Raw genomic sequence first — 20544 nt, 5'->3', positions numbered from 1 at the left:
AAGCGTGCCAACCCCCCACCGCCGATCGCACCGGCTCCGGGACGTCCACTGGTAAATTTCGGGTATCCCATCGAACCTGAACAGGTGAACCGACATGAGTGACCTTCTGGAGCGACTGCGAGGGCGCGGCTGGCGGATGACCTCCCAGCGGCGTGTGGTCGCGGAGGTCCTCGACGGCGACCACGTGCATCTCACGGCCGACGAGGTGCACGCCCGCGCGTCGCAGCGGCTGCCCGAGATCTCGCGCGCGACCGTCTACAACACCCTCGGCGAACTGGTCTCCCTGGGCGAGGTCATCGAGGTCGCCACGGACGGCCGCGCGAAGCGCTACGACCCCAACGCGCACCGCCCGCACCAGCATCTGGTGTGCTCCGGCTGCGGCACCGTCCGCGACGTCCACCCGGCCGGCGATCCGCTCGGCGACCTCCCCGCGGAGGAACGCTTCGGCTTCACGGTGTCCGCCGTCGAGGTCACCTACCGCGGACTCTGCCCGGCCTGCGCCTGAGCCGGCCCCGCACACGCCGAACGGCGCGCTCCGTGCGCGCCGTTGGCGTTCCCCCCGGCTCTGCCCGGGTCTGCCCGGGTCTGCCCGGGTCGTCTAGTAGTAGTGGCGACGGCCACCGACGGCGTGTCCCAGGGCGCCCAGCACCCAGAGCACGAGCCCGATGACCACGAGGATGATCCCGATGGTCCACAGGATCGATATGCCTGCCAGGAATCCGATGATCAGCAGGATGACGCCGAGTACGATCATGATGTCCTCCGTTGGCCGAGGTCACGACGCCCGATTCCGCACGGTGCGAGCGGCCCTCGCTCCGTCGCGTCACCGGCGATCGCCCGAGTTCTGTGCAGGTCGCCGAGGTGCCTGTCCCGCCGTTCCGGCGTACCGCGCGACCGTGCGGTCATCGAAATCACCTCTTTCACCACATTTCGTCCCTGAGGGGCGGCTACCCCGGTGGACGCGGATCATCCCTGTCCCGACTTGTGCACTTCCCGAGGGCCCGCGATCGTCGGAGTCGGGGCCAGCGGAGGCCTGAACCGGCTCGGCAAGAGGTGTGACATGAGTGGGACCAGCAGGCAGTACGCCGTCGGGAAGGCGTTCCACTCCGCGCTCGCCGAGGCCGACTGGGGCGGTCTGCGGGCCCTGCTGCACGACGACGTGGCCTGGACGCTCCCCGGCGACAGCGCGATCTCCGGGACCGCCCGGGGCCCCGACGAGGTCGCCGGGCTCGCCCGCCGCATCGCCGGGTACGGCCTGCGCTTCGAACTGCTCCACATCCTGGTGAGCCGGGACAATGTGGCCCTGTCCCTGCACAACACCGCCCGCCGCGACGACTCCGTGCTCGACGAGCACGTGGCGACGGTCCTGGCGCTGCGGGACGGCAAGGTGGCCCGCATCGAGAGCTTCCTGTCCGACGTCGACGGCGTGAACGCCTTCTTCGTCTGAGACCCCGCCAGTCCCCGGGTCCACGACCGCCGGATTGGCCCTGGCCTGCGGCTTCACACCCGGCCTAGGCTCATGTGCATGCGGATTCGAATCGTCGACGCCTTCACCGACCTCCCCTTCGGGGGCAATCCCGCGGGCGTGCTGCTGCTGCCCGACGCCGACGCCTTCCCCCCGGACGAGTGGCTCCAGTCCGTCGCCGCGGAGCTCAACCTCTCCGAGACCGCCTTCGCGCACCCCACGCCCGGCGCCGCCGACGCGGACTGGGCGCTGCGCTGGTTCACCCCGGCGGCGGAGGTGAACATGTGCGGGCACGCCACACTGGCCACGGCCCACGCCCTGCACTCCAGTGGCGCCGCCACCGGCACCGTGCGGTTCAGTGCCCGCTGCGGGGTGCTGACGACAAGCACGCGCGCGGACGGCACGATCACGATGGACTTCCCGGCCGCTCCGCTGACACCCGTCGAGGTGCCCGCCGGCGTCGCCCCGGCGATCGGCGCCGACGTGCTGTCGGCCCACGGAACCGGTGAGGACGTGGGCGACCTGATGGTCGAGGTGGCCGACGAGAAGACGGTACGGGCACTCGCCCCCGACATGGCGAAGGTGGCCGCGCTGCCGTCGGAGCGGGGCCTGATCGTCACGGCGCGGGCCGAGTCCGCGACGGCGGAGTACGACTTCGTCTCGCGGTGCTTCTTCCCCGCCCTCGGCATCCCCGAGGACCCGGTGACGGGCAGCGCGCACACCGCCCTCGCCCCCTTCTGGGCGGCGCGGCTGGGCCGCGGCGAACTGACCGGACTGCAGGCCTCCGCCCGCGGCGGCCTGGTGCGGACGGTGCTCCGGGCGGACCGGGTGCTGCTCACCGGCCGGGCGGTGACGGTGGTCGACGGAGCGCTGCACGCGCTCCCCTGACCCGGCGCGCGCTCACGCGGTGGGCAGCCAGCCCACCTTGCCCGCCAGCACCGCGTACCCGACGAACGCCACGATGTCGATGAGCGAGTGGGCCGCCACCAGCGGGCCCACCCGCCCCCAGCGGCGGTAGAGCAGCACGAAGACGACGCCCATCGCCATGTTGCCGAGCAGTCCGCCGATGCCCTGGTACAGGTGGTAGGAGCCGCGCAGCACACTGCTCGCCACCAGCGCCCCTATCGGCGTCCAGCCCAACTGGCCCAGCCGGCGCAGCAGATAGCCGACGACGATCACTTCTTCGAGCACGGCGTTCTGGATCGCGGAGGCGATGAGGACCGGGATCTTCCACCACACGTCCGGCAGGGACTCGGGCACCACGGTGAGGTTGGCCCCCGAGGCCCGCGCCCCCAGGTAGAACAGCAGCCCCGTACCGCCGATCACGGCGGCCACCACCGCTCCGCGCAGTACGTCCGAGCGCGGGCGCCGCAGGTCGAAGCCGATCACCGGCATGCCGGTGCCCTCGCGCGCCAGCAGATGCGCGACGAGCGCGACGGGGACCAGCGCGGTGGCGATCCCGAACAGCTGCCAGGCCAGGTCCAGCCAGGGACGCCCCGGGGCGTGCGTGCCCACCAGCGTCGCGGCCTGGTCCTTCAGCCCGCCGGGCTTGGTGACGGAACCGATGAAGCTGATGAGCGCCGAGAGCGCGCTGGCGCCGAGCGACAGCGCGAGCACCAGCAAGGTCTCACTGCGCAGCGTGCGCGGCTCCAGTGCGCGGGCGTCGCCGGTCCCCGCGCCGCCCGCGTCGATCGTCCTGCCGTTCTCCGAGGCCTCCACGCGCGCCATCCTGCCTCATCGGCCCGGCGGACGGCGCGCGGGCCCGGCTCAGGGCTCCACGGGCCACTCGTGGACGGGCGCCCCGTCCTGCATCAGCTCGCAGTAGCGCACGGTCATCGCGGCCAGCGCGCGCTGCCGGTCGAGCCCGCGGTCCAGCTCGCGGTGGAAGACCGCGGCCTGCCACTCGGCGCCGTTCGTCCGCTTGCGGCAGCGGCCCTCGATGATCCCCAGGTAGCGGTCCCGGTCGACCGGGTCGATGCCCCAGCCGTCCAGGCCGGCGGCGGCCATCGGCAGCAGCTCCTCCAGCACGAGTTCCACGACGGGCACTTCGATCGTCCCGCTGCCGCGCGAGGACCGGGGCCAGCGCAGCACGGCCTCGATGCCGTGGCGGCAGGCCTCGTCGAAGTTGGCCGCCGCGGCCGCGAACGGCAGGCGCGTCCAGACCGGGCGGGACGCCTCCGCCAGCGCCCGCACGAGGCCGTAGTAGAAGGCGGTGTTGGCGACGACGTCGGCGACCGTGGGCCCGGCGGGCATCACCCGGTTCTCCACCCGCAGGTGGGGGACGCCGTCGACGACCGCGTAGACCGGGCGGTTCCAGCGGTAGATCGTGCCGTTGTGCAGGGTGAGTTCCTTCAACTGCGGCACCCCGCCCTCGTCCAGGACGTGCAGCGGGTCCTCGTCCTCGCAGATCGGCAGCAGGGACGGGAAGTAGCGCACGTTCTCGGCGAACAGGTCGTAGGCGGAGTCGATCCAGCGCTCGCCGAACCAGGTCAACGGGCGTACGCCCTGGGCGCGGTGCTCCTCGGGGCGGGTGTCCGTCGCCTGCTGGAAGAGCGTCGGGCGGGTCTCCCGCCACAGCTCCCGGCCGAACAGGAACGGTGAGTTGGCGCCGAGCGCGACCTGCGGCCCGGCGACCACCTGCGCGGCGTTCCACACGGCGGCGAAGCGTGCCGGGGTGACCTGCAGGTGCATCTGCATCGAGGTGCACGCGGCCTCGGGCGCGATGGAGCCCGACGTGCTGGTCAGGCGTTCCACGCCGGCGATGTCGAGGGTGATGTCCTCACCGCGGGCCGCCAGGATGCGGTCGTTGAGCAGGGTGTAGCGGTCGACGCGGGAAAGATTCGCACCCACCAGGTCCTGCGCTCCGAGCGTGGGCAGGATTCCCACCATCACGATCTGCGCGCCGACCTCCCGGGCCTTTCTGTCGGCATATCCCAGTGCCATGCGCAACTCTTCGGCGAGGCGGTCCAGGACACGTCCGGAAAGCCGGTGCGGAGCGATGTTCACTTCGATGTTGAACTGCGCGAGCTCCGTCTGGAAATCACGGCTCGCGATGCGCTCCAGCACCTCCTCGTTCATCATGCGCGGCAGGCCGTCGCGGTCCGTGAGATTGAGTTCGATCTCCAGACCCATGAGATTCCGGGGACGGTCGAAACGTTTCTCCTCCAGCAGCCGCTCCAGTCCCAGGAGGCACTGCTTCAGCTTCCTGCGGTAGCGCTGGCGGTCGGAGAGGTCGAACCCCGTGGCCGCGACCTTTTCCCCCATCGAAGGTCCCTTCTCGCGTGGGCCGTGATCACAGCATGCCCAGCGATGAGATCGATAACGCCCCCTGTGACGCACACGACCCGGTAAGCTGGCAGGAGCACCGTCTTCCGGCACATTCCGGTGGCATGGCACATCATTCATTTGCCATCGGCGGCGCCCTCGTGAAAAACGCCGACGAGATTCGGCCATCCGTGGTGGCGGAAAAGGCGCAGTTCGCCGGCCGGGGAGCCGGTTCGAATAGGGATGTTCCGGCCACCCAGGATGTCCTGGTTCCGCCTTGCGCTCAATATCGCCGGCGGCTAGGTGAAACACTGCCAGAACACACCTCGTATATCCTCTGTTCACAGGCAGAGCCTCCGCGATCCGCCGCGCGCCCGCGACGCTCCGGCCACGGGAAAGGGATCCGCATGCCCCCGCTGATTCCGCACGCCGCCACCCACCGGCGCCCCATGTGCTGGGCCTGCCCTGGCCTGCCGTTTCATCGCTGACAACGCTGTTAGCACCCACTGAGCACCCCGTGTCTCCCCATGAGAGGCCGCCCACCATGCCGCTGCAGGTAGCTCCAGCCCCCGCTCCCGCTCTGCGGAGCGTTCTCGCCGCACTCAGCTCGCCCACCGCCGTCCGCGAGGCCCGCACGCCCTCACTGCGCACCGCGACCGGGCTGCTCACCGCCGAGCACCCGCTGCCGCTGCACGTGCTCGACCCCGTGATCGCCGGACCCGACGGGCTGCCGCGGGCGCGGCTGACCGGCTGGCGCTTCCACATCCACGCCGGGGAACGCAACGACGCGGCGGTCCCGCCGCAGGAGAGCCGCGGGCGGGTGGTCGCAGCCGGAGAGACCGTCCACACGCCGGACGGATGGGCGTTCTCGCACTTCTGCGAAGGGCCGTACCTGGCCTCGACCGAGCGGGCGCTCCTCCAGGCGGACGCCCTGACCGCGTCCTACCAGCCGCACCTGCTCTCGGTGCCGGGCCTGTACATGCTGACCCTGTGGCTGCACGGCGACACCGGCGCCGACGCCGGAACGGCCCAGCCGGCCGCTTCGGACCTGCTGATCCCCCTCGCGCCGGCGCCTCCGGGAATCGCGGCGCACCGCGTGCACCGGCTCTCCGACCTGGTGCCCGTGCTCACCCTGCGGCTGGCGCCCCCGCCGCTGCTCGGCACGACCGCTTGACGTTCCCCTCAGGGGCGGTGCTCGTACGCCTCCGTGACCGGCCGGTCACGGAGGCGTTGCATTGTCCCGGCAACCGCCCGCCAGAGTGAAAGCGTCACCAACTATCGAGCACAGCTCGCGCGAAATCCCTGCGGAAAACCGTCAGTAGAGCAACACTGGGACCGACCGACGAACGGGGGAACGGCCATGACTGAGGTTCCTACCCAATCAAGCCGTGTTTCACACCACTCGCAGCGAAAGACATCGTCCATGTGCCCGCACCAGCCGCATTGTCCGTCCGCCGCCAACTCCGACCGGGAGGCCGCGCACATCGTCGCCAGCCACCCCGAGCAGGGGTGGAGCCTGCTGTGCAACGGCGTCCTGCTCTTCGAGGACACCGGTGAACTGCTCCCCGACGGCCAGATCATCGCCCCGCACCGCCCGCTCGGCAGCGAGCACGTCGTCACCGCCGCATAACCCCGATGAACCGCGGCACCGCGGCGCCGCAGCACCGCAGGCACACGAACGGCGTGAAGTGCAAGAAAAGGGCCGACCCCGCCGGCGAACAGCGGGGCCGACCCTTGTGAGTCCCCGGCCCGGTCTCCGGGCCCGGTCGCACTACGCGTCGTACTCGTCCAGCGGCGGGCAGGAGCAGACCAGGTTGCGGTCGCCGAAGGCGCCGTCGATCCGGCGCACCGGCGGCCAGTACTTGTCCGCGGCCGACACGCCGGCCGGGAACACCGCCTCCTCGCGCGTGTAGGAGTGCTTCCACTCCCCGCCCAGCGCGGCCGCCGTGTGCGGCGCGTTGCGCAGCGGGTTGTCGTCCTTGGGCCACGCCCCCGAGCCGACCCGGTCGATCTCCGCGCGGATGGCGATCATCGTGTCGCAGAAGCGGTCCAGCTCCGCGAGGTTCTCGCTCTCCGTCGGCTCGATCATCAGCGTCCCGGCGACCGGGAACGACATCGTCGGCGCGTGGAAGCCGTAGTCGATCAGGCGCTTGGCGACGTCGTCGACGGTGACACCCGTCTCCTTGGTCAGTTCACGCAGGTCGATGATGCACTCGTGGGCGACCAGCCCGCCGGGACCGGTGTAGAGCACCGGGAAGTGCGGCTCCAGGCGCTTGGCGATGTAGTTGGCGCCGAGCACCGCGACCTGGGTGGCGCGCTTGAGGCCCTCGCCGCCCATCAGGCGCACGTACGCCCACGAGATCGGCAGGATGCCGGCCGAACCCCACGGGGCCGCCGAGATCGGGCCCACGCCCGTCTCCGGGCCCGCCTCGGGCTGCAGCGGGTGGTTCGGCAGGTACGGCGCGAGGTGCGCGCGGACCGCGACCGGACCGACGCCCGGGCCGCCGCCGCCGTGCGGGATGCAGAAGGTCTTGTGCAGGTTCAGGTGCGAGACGTCGCCGCCGAAGTGACCGGGCTTGGCCAGGCCCACCAGGGCGTTGAGGTTGGCGCCGTCGACGTAGACCTGGCCGCCGGCGTCGTGCACCGCGCCGCAGATCTCGCCGATGTGCTCCTCGAAGACACCGTGCGTGGACGGGTACGTCACCATGAGCACGGCGAGTTCGTCGCGGTACTGCTCGATCTTGGCCCGCAGGTCCTCGACGTCGACCTCGCCGTCACCGGCGGTCTTCACCACGACGACCTTCATGCCGGCCATCACCGCGCTGGCGGCGTTCGTGCCGTGCGCGGAGGACGGGATGAGGCAGACCGTGCGCTGGGTGTCGCCGTTGGCACGGTGGTACGCGCGGACGGCGAGCAGACCGGCCAGCTCGCCCTGCGAACCGGCGTTGGGCTGGAGGCTCACCTTGTCGTAGCCGGTGACCTCGGCGAGACGGTCCTCCAGCTCGCGGATGAGGGTGAGGTAGCCCTCGGCCTGCTCGGCGGGCGCGAAGGGGTGCAGCTGGCCGAACTCGGGCCAGGTGACCGGCTCCATCTCGGTGGTCGCGTTGAGCTTCATCGTGCAGGAACCGAGCGGGATCATGCCGCGGTCCAGCGCGTAGTCGCGGTCGGCGAGGCGGCGCAGGTAGCGCAGCATCGCGGTTTCCGAGCGGTGCTGGTGGAAGACCGGGTGCGTCAGGTAGTCCACCTCGCGGGCCAGGCCGGCGGGCAGCGCGTCCTCGGTGGCCGCGTCCAGGGCCTCGATGTCGGCGTGGTCCCCGCTGACACCGAAGGCGCCCCACACGGCGGCGAGGTCGGCGCGGCCGGTGGTCTCGTCGCAGGCGATGCCGACCAGGTCGGCGCCGACCTGGCGCAGGTTGACCCCGGCCTCGCGGGCGGCGGCCACGACCTCGGCGGCCCGGCCGGGCACGCGGGCGGTGACGGTGTCGAAGAAGGCGTCCGTGGTCACCTCGACGCCGCCGGCGCGCAGGCCCCCGGCGAGGACGGCGGCGTAGCGGTGGGTGCGGCGGGCGATCTGCGCCAGGCCCTCGGGGCCGTGGTAGACCGCGTACATGCCGGCCATGACGGCGAGCAGCACCTGTGCGGTGCAGATGTTGCTGGTGGCCTTCTCGCGGCGGATGTGCTGCTCGCGGGTCTGCAGCGCCAGGCGGTACGCCTTGTCGCCGTCGGCGTCGACGGAGACGCCGACCAGGCGGCCGGGCAGGCTGCGGGCGTGCGCCTCGCGGACGGCCATGTAGCCGGCGTGCGGACCGCCGAAGCCCATCGGCACGCCGAAGCGCTGCGTGGTGCCGACCGCGATGTCCGCGCCCAGCTCGCCCGGGGAGGTGAGCAGCGTCAGGGCGAGCAGGTCGGCGGCGACGGTGACGATCGCGCCGAGCCCGTGGGCCTGCTCGATGACGGGCTTCAGGTCGCGCACGGCACCGGAGGCGCCCGGGTACTGCAGCAGCACGCCGAAGACGCCGCGCTCGGCGATCCCGGCGGGGATGCCGTCGGTGAGGTCGGCGACGACGACCTCGACGCCGGTGGGCTCGGCGCGGGTCTCGATCACGGCGACGGTCTGCGGGAAGGTCTCGGCGTCGATGAGGAAGACACCCTGCTTGACCTTGCCGACGCGGCGGGCCAGCGCCATCGCCTCGGCGGCCGCGGTGCCCTCGTCGAGCAGCGAGGCGCCGGAGGTGGGCAGACCGGTCAGGTCCGCGACGACCGTCTGGAAGTTGAGGAGGGCCTCGAGGCGGCCCTGGGAGATCTCGGGCTGGTAGGGCGTGTACGCCGTGTACCAGGCGGGGTTCTCCATGACGTTGCGCAGGATGACCGGCGGGGTGAAGGTGCCGTGGTACCCCAGGCCGATCATGGGCCGCAGCACCTGGTTGCGGTCCGCGAGCGAGCGCAGCTCGGACAGCACCTCGGGCTCGGTGCGGGCGGTCGGCAGGCCCAGGGCCTCGGCGCTCTTGATGGTGTCCGGCACGGCTGCGGCGGTGAGCTCGTCCAGCGAACCGTAGCCGACGTGCGCGAGCATCTTGGCCTGCGCGGCGGCATCGGGTCCGATGTGGCGCTGCTCGAACGGGATGCCGCGCTCCAGCTCGGTGAGAGGGGTGCGGTGGGCGGTCATCTGCGGAGGCCTCCTGGTCTGGCGCGACTCGGCCTCCCCCTCTGTCATCTGAACCTGAGAGTTTCACCGTCCCGCGCGAGCAGGACGGCTTTCACCGTCGGTGAGGAACGGGCCCGCCACGGACGGGCTTCCCTTCCTGCTTTCCAGAGTGACCTCACCCATGCGGTACGGATGCCTGAGAGATTCCGGGGAGGGTTTGCTCCTTCGGCGCCCGGCGGCCGGTGCTTCGCACCGCCAGGACTCTCCCGCATGGGGTCGCCAGCCACTGTCAGCCTACCAGCGGCGTTCGTTGAACGGTCATGTGACAGCGGACACCTTTCGTGCCTAAATAGGAGTATTCGCGACCAGTTGGAGGGACCGTGCAGACCGGTATCGATCCGCGGAGCCTGATCGGGCGCAGGGCCTTCGACCGCAACGGAATGAAGATCGGAACGGTCGACGAGGTGTACCTCGACGACGCCACCGGCGAACCCGAATGGGCCGCGGTGCGCACCGGGATCTTCAGCCGCGACGCCTTCGTCCCGCTGGAACCGAGCGAATTCGGCGAGGACGGGCTGCGCGTCCCGTTCGACAAGTCGCTGATCAAGGACGCCCCGGACTTCGGGGTGGGCCGGCATCTCTCCCCGGAGCAGGAGCTCCAGCTCTACCACCACTACGGGATGTCCGGCCCGGGCGCCGTCACCGGGCCGGGCGACGAGCCGCCGCCCGACCGGGACTTCGGCAAGCTCGCCGGCGACAGCTGACCCTCGGCCCCCGGCTCACCCGGATAACACCAGCGGCAGCGCCTCGGACGGCTCCAGATCCGGGTCCGTCACCGCGAAGGTGCGCACCCGCCCCGGCACGGCCGACTTGGGCTCCTCGAAGCGCACGGTGACCCGGCCGACACCGCTGCCCTGCACCCAGCCCGCGCCGTACTCCGCGTGCCGGACGTCCTGACCGGGCATCCAGCGCCGTTCCGCGGCGGACGGCACCCGAGCGGCACCGGCGGGCGGTTCCTCGTCCGCGTCCGCCCGGGCGGCGCCCTCGTCGTCGGGGACCTCCTCCGCGCGCTCGGCCGCCTGGGCGAACAGGTCCTCCTGCGTGAAATCCGCCAGCCCGGCCACACCCACACCCAGCAGCCGCACGCCGCCCGTGATGTCGACGGCCTCCAGCAGCCGCTCCGCCGTCTCCCGCACGACGACGGGGTCGTCGGTCGGCGCGCGGAGCGTCTCGGACCGGGTGAGCGTCGTGAAGTCGTACCGGCGCACCTTCAGCACCACGGTGCGGCCGGAGCGCCCGGCCTCGCGCAGCCGCCGCACGCAGCGGTCGGCGAGCCGGTCCACCTCCAGCCGCATCCGGACGCGGTCGGTGAGATCGACGTCGAAGGTGTCCTCGACGGAGATCGACTTGTGCTCGCGGTCGGGGACCACGGGCCGTTCGTCCACCCCCAGGGCCATGCCGTGCACATGCGCGCCGTGCGCCCTGCCCAGCAGGCGCACCAGCTCGGCCTCGCCCGCCTCCACGACGTCCCCGACCGTGGTGATGCCGCCCCTCCGCAGGTGCTCGGCCGTGGCGGGACCCACGCCCGGCAGCGTGCGCACCTGCATGGGCGCCAGCAGCTCGCGCTCGGTGCCGGGCTCGATGACGACCATGCCGTCCGGCTTGGCCTGCTCCGAGGCGATCTTGGCGAGCAGCTTGGACCCGGCCAGCCCGACCGAGCCCGTGAGCCCCGTGGCCGCCCTGATGTCGCCTCGCAGCCGCTCCCCCACGCGCCTCGGCTCCTCCGCGATGCCGCCCGCCTCCAGGTCCACGAACGCCTCGTCCAGGCTCAGCGGCTCCACCAGCGGTGACAGCCGGGCCAAGATCTCCATGACGACATCGCTGACCTGCCGGTACACACCGAAGCGCGGCACGAGGTACGCCGCGTTCGGGCAGAGCCGGCGCGCGTGCGCCATCGCCATCGCCGAATGCACCCCGTGCACCCGGGCCTCGTACGAGGCCGTCGCCACCACGCCCCGCGGGCCCAGCCCCCCGACGATGACCGGCTTCCCCCGCAGACTCGGCTTCGCGGCCTGCTCGACGGCAGCGAAGAACGCGTCCATGTCCAGATGGAGGATGGTCGGCGCGCTTCTCACGTCACCGATGGTGCCCTACGGCACCGACAGCCGCCGTACGGGCGTACGGCGGCTGTCGGTGCTGTGGGAGTCGTCCGCCGGTCCGCCCCGGCGGCACACGGGTCAGACCGCGCGGTTGCGACGCCGGGCGAGTTCGTCACCGGGGTTGTGGCCGACCAGCGTCTCGCCGGTGTCGACCCGCTCGCCGTGCAGCTGCGACAGCCCGCTCTCCACGTCCCGCCACACCACGCCCACCGCGATCCCGAAGATGCCCTGGCCGCCCTGGAGCAGGTCCACGACCTCGTCCGGCGACGTGCACTCGTAGACGGTGGCGCCGTCGCTCATCAGGGTCATCCGGGCCAGCTCCGCGGGGCCGGTGGACCGCAGGTGCTGCACCGCGGTGCGGATGTTCTGCAGGGAGACCCCCGTGTCGAGCAGCCGCTTGACGATCTTGAGGACGACGACGTCCTTGAAGCTGTACAGCCGCTGGGTGCCCGAGCCGTAGGCCGGACGGATGCTGGGCTCCACCAGTCCCGTACGGGCCCAGTAGTCCAGCTGGCGGTAGGTGATCCCGGTCGCCGCGCAGGCCGTGGGCCCGCGGTAGCCGACGCTCTCCCCCGCCCCTTCCGGCTCCTGGCCGGAGACTTCGCCCGCGCCCCCGCCGGAGGCCACGGCCGCGTTGCGGGCCAGGGCCGCGCGCATCGGGTACGGGCCGCCAGCGGCCATACCGTCGCCGGTGCTTCTCACGCCGACCTCCCGTCCCTTCGCACCCCTGAGGGCACGCGCACGTGCCATCGGGACTTTCCATCTCGACGGTAGGCAGTCACTCCGGGTGCGTCAACGATCGCCACGCTCGGCACGCCGAGTGATATCAACCCCTGGAGTGGTTTCCCGTATCCGTTCAGGGGGTAAGGCTCGTCGAATGGTCCGCGCCGGACCTCACTGACTGCTGGTCCCGAAGTCCTCGGGCGAGATCTGATCGAGGAACTCGCGGAACTTCTCGACCTCGTCCTCCTGCTCGTCGGGGATGGCGATGCCGGCGTCGTCCAGCACACCGTCGCTCCCGTAGATGGGGGTTCCGGTCCGCAGGGCGAGCGCTATGGCATCGGAGGGACGGGCGCTCACCTCCACGCCGCTGGCGAACACCAGCTCGGCGTAGAACACGCCCTCGCGCAGGTCGGTGATCCGGACCTCGGTCAGCCTCTGGCCGACGGCCTCGAGCACGTCCTTGAAAAGATCATGGGTCAGCGGCCGCGCGGGCGTCATGCCCTGCTGCGCGAAAGCGATGGCGGTGGCCTCCCCCGGCCCGATCCAGATGGGCAGGTAGCGGTCGCCTCCCACTTCCCGCAGGAGCACAATCGGCTGGTTGGAGGGCATTTCGACCCGGACACCCACGACGTCGAGCTCGTTCACACAGCAACCCTAGGACGTGCTCGGCAGGTTTGGGTAGTCGGGACGGGTCCGGCCGGTCACCGGCCGGGCCCCCTCCCGGTCACTCAGCGTCAGAAGAGCCGGATCAGAAGAGCCGGATCCTGAGGGCCGACTGGACCAGCGCCGCGTGCAGGCGCACCGACAGCGCCGCCAGCTCCTTGGCGGTGGCCTCGGCGTGCGTCCTGGTCTGCGGATTGCGGTGCAGCCGCAGCGGGGCCACCACCTGCTCCACCAGACCCGCCTCGCGTTCGGCGGCGGCCTTCACAGCGCGTAGATGACGCGGCTCCAGACCGAATCGTCCCAGATCCGCCACGAGCTTGGCGATGTTCACCGTTTCGGCGTCGTAGCCGCCGTCCGGGCCGGCCTCCACCAGCCCGTAGGACTCCCACTGCGCCAGTTCGGCGTCGTCGGCGCCCGTGGCGGCCATCAGCTCGTCCCGGCCGATCCGCAGTCCGGGAGGGCCGTCCGGCTCGATGCCGCCGGCCTCCAGCAGCTCCCGGGGCTCCGCGGGGGCGGGCAGCGGCAGCGGCTCGCCCCGGTCCAGGGCGTCCAGGTGCTCGCGGATCACTTTCAGCGGAAGGTAGTGGTCCCGCTGCATCCGCAGGACATGACCGAGCCGCTCGACGTCCCTGACCGAGAACTTCCGGTAGCCGGACGGAGTGCGGTGCGGTTCCACCAGCCCCTCCGCCTCCAGGAAGCGGATCTTGGAGATGGTGACCTCGGGGAACTCCTCACGCAGGTCGTTGAGCACCGCTCCGATGCTCAGCGGTCGGTCCTCCGCGGTGGCGGTGCCGTTGCCGGCACCGCCCGACGGTGTACGAAGCATGAACCTTCCCTCGCGGGGTCAGGCGCCCCACTGGCTCGCGTAGAAGACCAGCCGGTACTTGCCGATCTGAACCTCGTCACCACTGGCCAGGGTCACCGAGTCGATGCGCTCCCGGTTGACGTAGGTGCCGTTGAGGCTGCCGACGTCGGAGACCGTAAAGCTGCCGTCCTGGCCGCGCCGGAACTCGACGTGCCGACGGGAGACGGTGACGTCGTCCAGGAAGATGTCACCTTCCGGGTGGCGGCCGGCCGTGGTCAGCTCGGCGTCCAGCAGGAAGCGGCTGCCCGAGTTGGGACCGCGACGCACGACCAGCAGCGCCGAGCCCGGGGGCAGCGCGTCGACCGCCGCCTGGGCCTCCGGGGACAGTGCGGGAAGCACGGTCTGCCCGGTGACCTCGGCCTCGTAGGCCTCCAGGCCGGAGATCGAGATCGTGGACGTGGTCTCGGAGGCACGTTCCGACGGCACTCCGGCACGCAGCGGCGCACCGCAGTTGGAGCAGAAACGACTCGCTTCCGCGTTCTGGAAACCGCACCGCGTACAGACCGGCAAGGACCCTCCACCCGTGCTGGAGCCTGATGGTTGACCGAAACCTATGCGCCCCGATGCGGCAGGGTCAACAGAAACCGCACCATGACCGCCCGAAATGTCGCCACCCGGAGCAGCGCCCTGATCCCGGAACAGCGGGCGATCCTCGCCCATGGACTCATCTTGCGTGTGCCGCGGCGCCCGGTGACGTGCCGTAGGGCTGTCACCGTCCGGACGCGCACTCTTGCCGAACCACTTACCGAACAACTTCACGGGCGATTCCCCTTGAACGACACAGACCCGCCCGTGGGGCAGGACGAACCCTCAGTCACGACCAACACACAGTTTCCCTCACGCACCACCCCAACGGTGCGGCGACCCCCCGCATTCTCCTGCCCTCCCCCGTGCACCCCCACTCGTGCCCGGCTCACCGGGATGACGACTGAGCGTAGTCAGGCTGCTCCGGCGGCCGCAAGGCATCCACGACGATCTTCTGCGAACGCGTCACATCGACCGTGGCCTGCTCCTTCTCCAGAGTCTGTACCACGCCGCCCGGGATGTTCAGGGCGGGTTCAAGATCTTGTGGATTACCGATGACCTTGAAGCGGTACGGCTGGGACACCTTGTGGCCGTCGATCTCCACGGCGCCGTCGGCACCCTGGGTGAAGTACGTGTCGGCGACCACCCGGATGTCGTTGATCTGGATCGCCTCGGCCCCGGCGGCGCGGAGTTCCTGCAAAGTGTCCAGCAGCATGTCGGACTCGACACCGCCGCTGGTGTCGGTGACCGTCAGCGTGATACCGGGGCCCTGCGCCGCGACCGTGCCTGCCAGCACGCCGAGTTGGGCGGCCTTCTGCTCGGTCTGCTTCCGGGCCTCCTCGGCCTGGTCGGAGCTGTTCTCCAACTCCCGGCGCTGGTCCTCCAGACGCTGCTTCTCGTCCTCCAGGCGCTGTGTGCGGTTGTCCAGCTCGTCGAGGATCCGCACCAGGTCCTCCTGACGGGCGCCGCGCAGCGCGCTGGTGTCGCTGGTCGAACTGACCTGGATCGCCAGGCCCAGTCCGAGCACGAACAGCAGCAGCGCGACGATGAGCTGCGCGCGACTGGCCCGCGGCGGCCAGAGGCCGGCCTTGAGCCGCTGGCGGCCCGTCGACACTCCGGTGGACGGCGCGGGCGCCTGCTCGTGGGGCTCCTGCGGCCCGGGGCCGGAACCGGGCCCGGCATCGGGCAGCGGCGCCGACTCCTGGGCGGGCGGCGCCTCTTCGGGCTCCCGCGGGCCGGCACCGGGCACGGCCGCCGGCGGCAGCTCCGGGGACTCGGGGAACTGCGGCAACTGCGGCCGGGCCGGCCGCCGCTCGGGGCCGGCGTCGGGCCCGCCTTCGGGCGCGCCGGACCCGGTGCCGGGTCCTTGCGCCGGCTCCTGCGGTTCCCGGCCGTTCTCTTCGTGCCGGCCGTGCTCGTCCGTCATCGTGCTGTCACGCCCGGAAGACATGGCGGCGGATGGCCGCCGCGTTGGAGAAGATGCGGATGCCGAGGACGACCACCACACCCGTGGAGAGCTGGGCCCCGACCCCCAGCTTGTCACCGAGGAACACGATCAGGGCCGCCACCACGACGTTGGAGAGGAAGGAGACCACGAAGACCTTGTCGTCGAAGATCCCGTCGAGCATGGCGCGCAGACCGCCGAAGACGGCGTCGAGTGCGGCCACCACGGCGATGGGCAGGTAGGGCTCGACCACCGTCGGCACCACGGGGCGGACCACCAGGCCCACCACCACTCCAACGATCAGGCCCAGTACGGCGATCAATTCGTGCCCTTCCCAGTTCCGTTTGCGGCCGGCGAACCGGCCGAGGGGACCGGCGTCGCATAGCGGATGATCAGACTCGGCGCCGCCGGCAGACTCAGCTTCTCCTCCTGGGAGATGCTCACGCGGATCCCGTAGTTCTCGTGCAGGACGTGCAGATACTGTCCGTCCGCACTGTCCTGGAACGACGTACTGAGGTGCTGCGGGTTCCCGATCGCCGAAATCGTGTAGGGCGGCACCAGGGGCCTGTTGTCCACCAGTATGGCGTCTCCGGCGGCGCGGATGGCCGAGAGGGCGGTGAGGCGCTGCCCGTTGACCGAGATCGCCTCGGCTCCCGACGCCCACAGTCCGTTGACGACGCGCTGCATGTCGCGGTCGCGGACCCGGCCGGTGTCCGAGAAGCCACTGGTGGTCCGCGGATTGCCACCACCGCCCGAGGACGCCTCCTTGGCGTCGTCGACCTTGACCTGGATACCGGGACCGGTCACCGCCGTCGCGCCCGCCAGCAGCGCCACCTGCTCGGCGCCGCCGCCCTTCTCCTTCAGCGCCTGGCGCTGCCTGGCCGCCACGTCGTCGCGCAGCGTGTCCACGCTGCCCTGCAGTTCGTCGGCCGCGGCCGTCTCCGACTGGATGCGGTCAATGAGCTTCTGCCGCTCCTTGGCCAGCGTCGGGGCGGCGACCTGCGTCTGCGCCGCCCCCACCGTGACCACGACGGCGGCGAGCACCAGCCCGAACGCGAGTAGCAGTTTGCCCCGCAGCGACCCCGGCAGCCGGGAGCTGCCGGTCGCACCCCTGCGTGCCGCGGCCTCGGCATATCCGTCGTCGAGGCTGTGCTCCATGACGTTGGTGAGCAGCGACATGGAGGCATCGGGGCGCCGGTTCACCGCCCTGTCACTGGGGCTGCTCCGATCGGGGTGCTGCTGCGGCATGCCGCACATCGTCGCACGTCGCCGCCCCCGACCTCGAACGGGCCCCTCCCGGCGCGCCGTTGCGCGCGCCGGGAAGAGCCCGTGAGCCGTATGCGGAGTGTGATCAGCGGCCCGCGCTGTCCACGATCGCGGACCACTCGTCGAGCAGGGCCTGCGCGGACGCGTCGTCCGGCCCCTCCGCCCATACGTGCGTGACCGCCTCGGACGGGTCGGGCAGCACCATCACCCAGCGTCCGTCGGACTCGACCACGCGCACCCCGTCCGTGGTGTCGACGGAGCGGTCCCCCGCTTCCTCGACAACCCGGCGCATGACCAGGCCCTTGACCGCCCACGGCGTCGCCAGGTCCCGCTTGAGGACGTGGGCGCGCGGGATACGGGCGTCGATCTGGCTCAGGGTGAGCTGCGTCCTGGCCACCAGGCCGATCAGCCGCACGAACGCGGCAGAGGCGTCGAAGACACTGCTGAACTCGGGCACGATGAAGCCGCCCTTGCCGTCGCCGCCGAAGATCGTCGACTCCTGGCGGCAGACCCGGGTGAGGTCGTCGGGCGACGTCGTCGTCCACTCCACCTGCGTACCGTGGTAGGCCGCGACCTGCTCGGCGATGCGCGTCGTCGTCACCGGCAGCGCCACACGGCCGCTGCGGCGCTCCGCGGCGACCAGGTCGAGCATGACCAGCAGCGCGCGGTCGTCCTCGATGATCTTGCCGCGCTCGTCCACCAGCGACAGCCGCTCGCCGACCGGGTCGAACCGCACACCGAACGCGGCCCGCGAGGACGCCACGATCTCCCCGAGCCGCACCAGGCCCGCCCTGCGGCCGTCGGAGGTCTCGGTCGGGCGCGCCTCGTTCAGGCCGGGATTGATGGTGAGGGAGTCCACGCCGAGCCGGCCGAGCAGGCTCGGCAGAACCAGGCCCGCGCTGCCGTTCGCGGCGTCCACGACCACCTTCAGGCTCGCCTCGGCGATGCCGGAGGTGTCCACGGCCCGCAGCAGCGCACCGGTGTAGGAGTCGAAGACGCTCGACGGGAAGTTGAGGTCGCCGATCTCGCCGGGGAACGCGCGGCGGTACTCCTGGCGCGCGAAGACCCGGTCCAGTTTCCGCTGCCCCGCGGCCGACAGGTCCGCGCCCCGCTCGTCGAAGAACATGATGTCGACCGAGTCGGGGATCCCCGGGCTGGTACGGATCATGATGCCGCCGGCGCTGCCGCGCGCGGTCTGCTGCCGCGCCACGGGCATCGGCACGTTCTCCAGGTCCCGCACGTCGATGGCGCTGGCCTGGAGGGCCGAGATCACCGCCCGCTTCAGGGCACGGGCACCACGGGAGTGGTCACGGGCCGTCGTGACGGTCGAGCCCTTCTTGAGCGTCGTCGCGTACGCGCCCGCCAGCCGCACGGCCAGCTCCGGGGTGATCTCCACGTTCAGGATGCCGGAGACACCGCGCGCGCCGAAGAGATTGGCCTGCCCCCGGGACTCCCAGATGACCGAGGTGTTGACAAAGGCGCCGGCCTCGATCGTCTTGAAGGGGTAGACGCGGACATTGCCCGCGATGATCGACTCCTCGCCGATCAGGCACTCGTCGCCGATGACCGCGCCGTCGTCGATCCGCGCCGCCCGCATCACATCGGTGTTCTTCCCGATGACGCAGCCGCGCAGATTCGTCTGGGGCCCGATGTACACGTTGTCGTGCACCACGGCCTTGTGCAGGAACGACCCCGACTTGACGACCACGTTGGAGCCGACCACGGAGTGCTCGCGGATCTCGGCCCCGGCCTCGACCTTCGCGTAGTCGCCGATGAACAGCGGCCCGCGCAGCACCGCGTCCGGGTGGACCTCTGCGCCCTCGGCGACCCACACCCCGGGCGAGATCTCGAAGCCCTCGAGCTCGACGTCGACCTTGCCCTCGAGGACGTCGGCCTGCGCCTTGATGTAGCTCTCGTGCGTGCCGACGTCCTCCCAGTAGCCCTCGGCGATGTAGCCGTAGACCGGCTTGCCCTCCTTCATCAACTGCGGGAAGACGTCGCCGGACCAGTCGACGGAGACATCGGCCTCGACGTAGTCGAAGACCTCGGGCTCCATCACGTAGATACCGGTGTTCACCGTGTCCGAGAAGACCTGGCCCCAGGTCGGCTTCTCCAGGAAGCGCTCGACCTTCCCCTCCTCGTCGACGATGGTGATGCCGAATTCCAGGGGATTGGGCACCCGCGTCAGGCAGACCGTGACCAGCGCACCCTTTTCCTTGTGGAAATTGATGAGTTCGGTCAGGTCGAAGTCGGTCAGTGCGTCACCTGAGATCACCAGGAACGAATCGTCCTTGAGCGCGTCCTCGGCGTTCTTGACGCTGCCGGCGGTGCCGAGTGGCTTTTCCTCGTTCGCGTACGTGAGCTCCATGCCGAGCTCCTCGCCGTCGCCGAAGTAGTTCTTGACGAGTGAGGCGAGGAACTGCACGGTCACCACGGTCTCGGTCAGACCATGCCGCTTGAGCAGCTTGAGCACATGCTGCATGATCGGCTGATTCACGACCGGCAGCAGCGGCTTGGGCATGCTCGAGGTCATCGGGCGAAGGCGTGTGCCCTCGCCGCCGGCCATCACGACGGCCTTCATGTCGGAAGCGTCCTCCTTGAAGAGACGACTGGCTTGCCGACCTCACCCGCGCTTCGGACCTGTGCGGTCCGGCGGACCACCTGGTCACACGTCGGGTACCCGGCGGGAGGCCAGTCCTGCCGGGGATCGCGGGCTCAATCGGCCGTGGCGTCCGCTCTCACGAGTCGGCGGACCTGGACCACGTACAAGATTCCTGCCCACCAGTAGAGGGTTGTACCCCATCCGGCGAACGCCCATCCGAAAATAGCAGCGAGCGTGTTCAGCCACCCGTCACCGTCACTGAGCAGCAACAGCGGGAACGCGTACATGAGGTTGAAGGTCGCGGCCTTGCCCATGAAGTTGACCTGCGGCGGGCCCCAGCCGCGGCGCCTCATGACCAGGATCATCACCCCCAGGACGACGTCCCGGGCCACCAGGATGGCCGTCAGCCACCAGGGGAGGATCCCGCGCCACGTCAGGCCGACGAGCGTCGACACGATGTACAGCCGGTCCGCGGCCGGGTCCAGCACCCTGCCGAGGTTGCTGATCTGGTTCCAGCGGCGCGCGAGCTTGCCGTCGAGGTAGTCGCTGATGCCGCTGAGGGCGAGGATGAGGAGCGCCCAGCCGTCGGCCTTCGGGCCGCCGAACTCCGGCCACAGGATCAGCCACAGGAAGACCGGCACGCCGGCCAGCCGTGCCATGCTCAGGATGTTGGGGATCGTGAAGACGCGATCCGTCTGCACCCGTGTCTCCTGGACCTCCACCGGGGGCCCCTCCTGTTTGTGCGTATGCTCCGAATGATTCCACCCGACCCTACCCCAGGGCACAAAAAAGCCTGTCCCCGGGGATCGTGATCGATCTCCGGGGACAGGCTGAAGAATTGTTCGGCGGCGTCCTACTCTCCCACAGGGTCCCCCCTGCAGTACCATCGGCGCTGAAAGGCTTAGCTTCCGGGTTCGAAATGT

19 protein-coding genes, 1 rRNA gene, 1 pseudogene and 1 riboswitch are annotated in these 20544 nt (G+C 70.8%); of the genes and pseudogenes, 6 read left to right on the top strand and 15 right to left on the bottom strand.

The window, feature by feature from the left end; translation table 11 throughout:
- Positions 1-94 precede the first annotated feature (94 nt).
- On the top strand, positions 95-505 hold the full coding sequence (locus ACIP64_RS34275; RefSeq protein ID WP_401594656.1) for a Fur family transcriptional regulator: 411 nt from the start codon (positions 95-97) through the stop codon (positions 503-505).
- A 93-nt stretch (positions 506-598) separates the two neighbouring features.
- Here ACIP64_RS34275 and ACIP64_RS34270 read toward each other — a convergent pair whose 3' ends face one another.
- Positions 599-754: a DUF6131 family protein gene (locus ACIP64_RS34270; RefSeq protein ID WP_360912659.1), complete on the bottom strand. Its 156-nt coding sequence runs from the start codon at positions 752-754 to the stop codon at positions 599-601.
- A gap of 306 nt (positions 755-1060) precedes the next feature.
- Here ACIP64_RS34270 and ACIP64_RS34265 point away from each other — a divergent pair, with 306 nt between their 5' ends.
- Together ACIP64_RS34265 and ACIP64_RS34260 are read left to right on the top strand one after the other, a co-directional pair.
- A complete protein-coding gene (locus ACIP64_RS34265) occupies positions 1061-1447 on the top strand; it encodes a nuclear transport factor 2 family protein (protein WP_401594652.1) in 387 nt (128 codons plus the stop codon).
- 78 nt (positions 1448-1525) lie between these two features.
- Complete coding sequence (locus ACIP64_RS34260) at positions 1526-2353, top strand: PhzF family phenazine biosynthesis protein (RefSeq protein WP_401594649.1); 828 nt, start codon at positions 1526-1528, stop codon at positions 2351-2353.
- Positions 2354-2365: 12 nt separating this feature from the next.
- Here ACIP64_RS34260 and ACIP64_RS34255 read toward each other — a convergent pair whose 3' ends face one another.
- On the bottom strand, positions 2366-3193 hold the full coding sequence (locus tag ACIP64_RS34255) for a CPBP family intramembrane glutamic endopeptidase (RefSeq protein ID WP_401594646.1): 828 nt from the start codon (positions 3191-3193) through the stop codon (positions 2366-2368).
- 39 nt (positions 3194-3232) lie between these two features.
- Positions 3233-4729 carry a glutamate--cysteine ligase gene (locus ACIP64_RS34250; RefSeq protein WP_401594643.1) on the bottom strand — a complete coding sequence of 499 codons (1497 nt, stop codon included), beginning with the start codon at positions 4727-4729 and terminating at the stop codon, positions 3233-3235.
- Positions 4730-5273: 544 nt separating this feature from the next.
- Here ACIP64_RS34250 and ACIP64_RS34245 point away from each other — a divergent pair.
- Together ACIP64_RS34245 and ACIP64_RS34240 are read left to right on the top strand one after the other, a co-directional pair.
- Positions 5274-5903, top strand: a complete 630-nt coding sequence (locus ACIP64_RS34245) for a hypothetical protein (protein WP_401594641.1) — start codon at positions 5274-5276, stop codon at positions 5901-5903.
- A 249-nt stretch (positions 5904-6152) separates the two neighbouring features.
- Positions 6153-6359 carry a DUF5999 family protein gene (locus tag ACIP64_RS34240; RefSeq protein ID WP_384297288.1) on the top strand — a complete coding sequence of 69 codons (207 nt, stop codon included), beginning with the start codon at positions 6153-6155 and terminating at the stop codon, positions 6357-6359.
- Positions 6360-6500: 141 nt separating this feature from the next.
- Here ACIP64_RS34240 and gcvP read toward each other — a convergent pair whose 3' ends face one another.
- Positions 6501-9395 carry an aminomethyl-transferring glycine dehydrogenase gene (gene gcvP, locus ACIP64_RS34235; protein ID WP_401594638.1) on the bottom strand — a complete coding sequence of 965 codons (2895 nt, stop codon included), beginning with the start codon at positions 9393-9395 and terminating at the stop codon, positions 6501-6503.
- Positions 9396-9548: 153 nt separating this feature from the next.
- Positions 9549-9653: riboswitch (glycine riboswitch) on the bottom strand.
- Positions 9654-9754: 101 nt separating this feature from the next.
- Here gcvP and ACIP64_RS34230 point away from each other — a divergent pair.
- Positions 9755-10138: a PRC-barrel domain-containing protein gene (locus tag ACIP64_RS34230; RefSeq protein ID WP_401594635.1), complete on the top strand. Its 384-nt coding sequence runs from the start codon at positions 9755-9757 to the stop codon at positions 10136-10138.
- Here the strand turns inward: ACIP64_RS34230 and ACIP64_RS34225 are convergent.
- The 11 genes and pseudogenes from ACIP64_RS34225 to rrf form a co-directional block, all read right to left on the bottom strand.
- Positions 10048-11509 (bottom strand): annotated as a pseudogene (locus ACIP64_RS34225) (DNA polymerase IV). The gene ACIP64_RS34230 and the pseudogene ACIP64_RS34225 overlap by 91 nt on opposite strands.
- A 102-nt stretch (positions 11510-11611) precedes the next feature.
- Complete coding sequence (locus ACIP64_RS34220; RefSeq protein ID WP_401594633.1) at positions 11612-12283, bottom strand: MerR family transcriptional regulator; 672 nt, start codon at positions 12281-12283, stop codon at positions 11612-11614.
- Positions 12284-12427: 144 nt separating this feature from the next.
- A complete protein-coding gene (locus ACIP64_RS34215) occupies positions 12428-12901 on the bottom strand; it encodes a bifunctional nuclease family protein (RefSeq protein ID WP_360912680.1) in 474 nt (157 codons plus the stop codon).
- A 103-nt stretch (positions 12902-13004) separates the two neighbouring features.
- The gene (locus ACIP64_RS34210; protein WP_401594630.1) at positions 13005-13745 is read right to left on the bottom strand and encodes a MerR family transcriptional regulator; all 741 of its coding nucleotides are present in this window, start codon (positions 13743-13745) and stop codon (positions 13005-13007) included.
- Between the two features lie 18 nt (positions 13746-13763).
- On the bottom strand, positions 13764-14585 hold the full coding sequence (locus ACIP64_RS34205) for an FHA domain-containing protein (RefSeq protein ID WP_401594927.1): 822 nt from the start codon (positions 14583-14585) through the stop codon (positions 13764-13766).
- 112 nt (positions 14586-14697) lie between these two features.
- Entirely contained in the window at positions 14698-15759 is a 1062-nt protein-coding gene (locus tag ACIP64_RS34200) for a DUF881 domain-containing protein (protein WP_401594627.1), read from the bottom strand.
- Entirely contained in the window at positions 15743-16075 is a 333-nt protein-coding gene (locus ACIP64_RS34195) for a small basic family protein (RefSeq protein ID WP_003984969.1), read from the bottom strand. Before ACIP64_RS34195 ends, ACIP64_RS34200 begins: the two co-directional genes overlap by 17 nt.
- Positions 16072-17010: a DUF881 domain-containing protein gene (locus ACIP64_RS34190; protein ID WP_401594622.1), complete on the bottom strand. Its 939-nt coding sequence runs from the start codon at positions 17008-17010 to the stop codon at positions 16072-16074. Before ACIP64_RS34190 ends, ACIP64_RS34195 begins: the two co-directional genes overlap by 4 nt.
- A 94-nt stretch (positions 17011-17104) precedes the next feature.
- Positions 17105-19600 carry a sugar phosphate nucleotidyltransferase gene (locus ACIP64_RS34185; RefSeq protein WP_401594619.1) on the bottom strand — a complete coding sequence of 832 codons (2496 nt, stop codon included), beginning with the start codon at positions 19598-19600 and terminating at the stop codon, positions 17105-17107.
- A 134-nt stretch (positions 19601-19734) separates the two neighbouring features.
- A complete protein-coding gene (locus tag ACIP64_RS34180; RefSeq protein WP_401594617.1) occupies positions 19735-20343 on the bottom strand; it encodes a CDP-alcohol phosphatidyltransferase family protein in 609 nt (202 codons plus the stop codon).
- Positions 20344-20461: 118 nt separating this feature from the next.
- Positions 20462-20544, bottom strand: a 5S ribosomal RNA gene (rrf, locus tag ACIP64_RS34175); the annotation flags it as partial.

This window comes from Streptomyces sp. NPDC088733 (assembly GCF_044751185.1).
GTDB lineage: Bacteria > Actinomycetota > Actinomycetes > Streptomycetales > Streptomycetaceae > Actinacidiphila.
The sequence above is the reverse complement of the archived record's forward strand: the minus strand, read 5'-3'. Positions and strand labels throughout refer to the sequence as shown.